The 1,130-nt window shown below is 62.1% G+C and carries 1 protein-coding gene; it reads left to right on the top strand.

Features of this window, described 5'->3' with window-relative positions; all coding sequences use genetic code 11:
* Positions 1–966, top strand: a 966-nt coding sequence (locus HHJ06_RS11655; protein WP_215429960.1) for an autotransporter outer membrane beta-barrel domain-containing protein, incomplete at its 5' end; no start/stop codon positions are given.
* Positions 967–1,130 lie beyond the last annotated feature (164 nt).

Genomic DNA, 1,130 nt, shown 5'->3' with positions numbered 1-1,130 from the left:
ACGGTCAACGCGCTGGGAACGGCGCAGAAAGACGCCCTGCGCGACCAGATGGGCTGGATCAGGAACCGCACCACCCTCATGGGCGTCAACCCCGCCTACATCAACGAAGACCTCCCCTACTTCCACATGTGGATGGAAGGAACGGGCTCCTACGGCAAGCTGGACACCAAGGGGGATGAAAGCGGCTACCAGCTCACCACCTGGGGCGGAACCGTCGGCATGGACGTGGACCTCAGCGACCACTTCACCATGGGAGCGGCCTTCACGGCCAACTACGGAGACCTGACGGCCAGTGCGGCGGACACGGCTGACGGCCACCTGGACAGCTACTACGCCAACCTCTTCGGGCGCTACCAGAGCAAGAGATGGGCCCACACGCTCATTCTGACGGGCGGCTGGAACGACGCCAAGCTTAACCGGACGGTCAACTACGGAGAAGGCAGCTACAGCACGCAGGGCAACACCAACGGGTGGGGCTTTGGGGCGATGTACGAACTCACCTACGACGTCTACCTCAATGAAGACAAGAGCAGCATCCTGCAGCCGCTGGCCAACGTCTCGGTGGTAACCACCCGTATGGACGGTTACACGGAAACAGGAGCCGGAAATGCGGGCCTGAATGTAGGCAAGCAGGAATGGACGACGGGAACGGTGGCGCTTGGCGGCCGCTGGATGGGGCTGGCGGGCAGCAACCTCTTCGGACGTGAGGCGCTGGTGGAATTCCGAGCCAACGTGGCCCAGGACATGGGAGACCGCCGCGGCGAGACGGGAGTGGGCTTCCTGGCCAACCCCGGCTACACGCAGACGGTGAGGGGAGCGAAGGTAGGAACAACCGCGCTTCAAATCGGAGCGGGACTCAGTGTGCCTGTGGGAACGCAGGGGACGGTGTTTGTCAACGGCAACGCGGACTTCCGAGACGGAGCCAACTCGGTGAACGGAAGCGTGGGCTACCGCTACGACTTCTAAGGAGAGTTAAGGTTTGAGAGTTGAGAGTGGAGCGGAGAGGCACCGCTCTCCATTCCTCCAGGGCCGTTCCGGACAAGAACCGGAACGGCCCTGTTGCGTTGATGAAGGGGGCTTTCCCGGAGAAGGAAGACGAAATAGACCAAGCGGACTCCATGGACGGAATA

Origin of the sequence: Akkermansia muciniphila (assembly GCF_018709685.1) — a bacterium.
Taxonomy (GTDB): domain Bacteria; phylum Verrucomicrobiota; class Verrucomicrobiia; order Verrucomicrobiales; family Akkermansiaceae; genus Akkermansia; species Akkermansia muciniphila_E.
The sequence above is the reverse complement of the archived record's forward strand: the minus strand, read 5'-3'. Positions and strand labels throughout refer to the sequence as shown.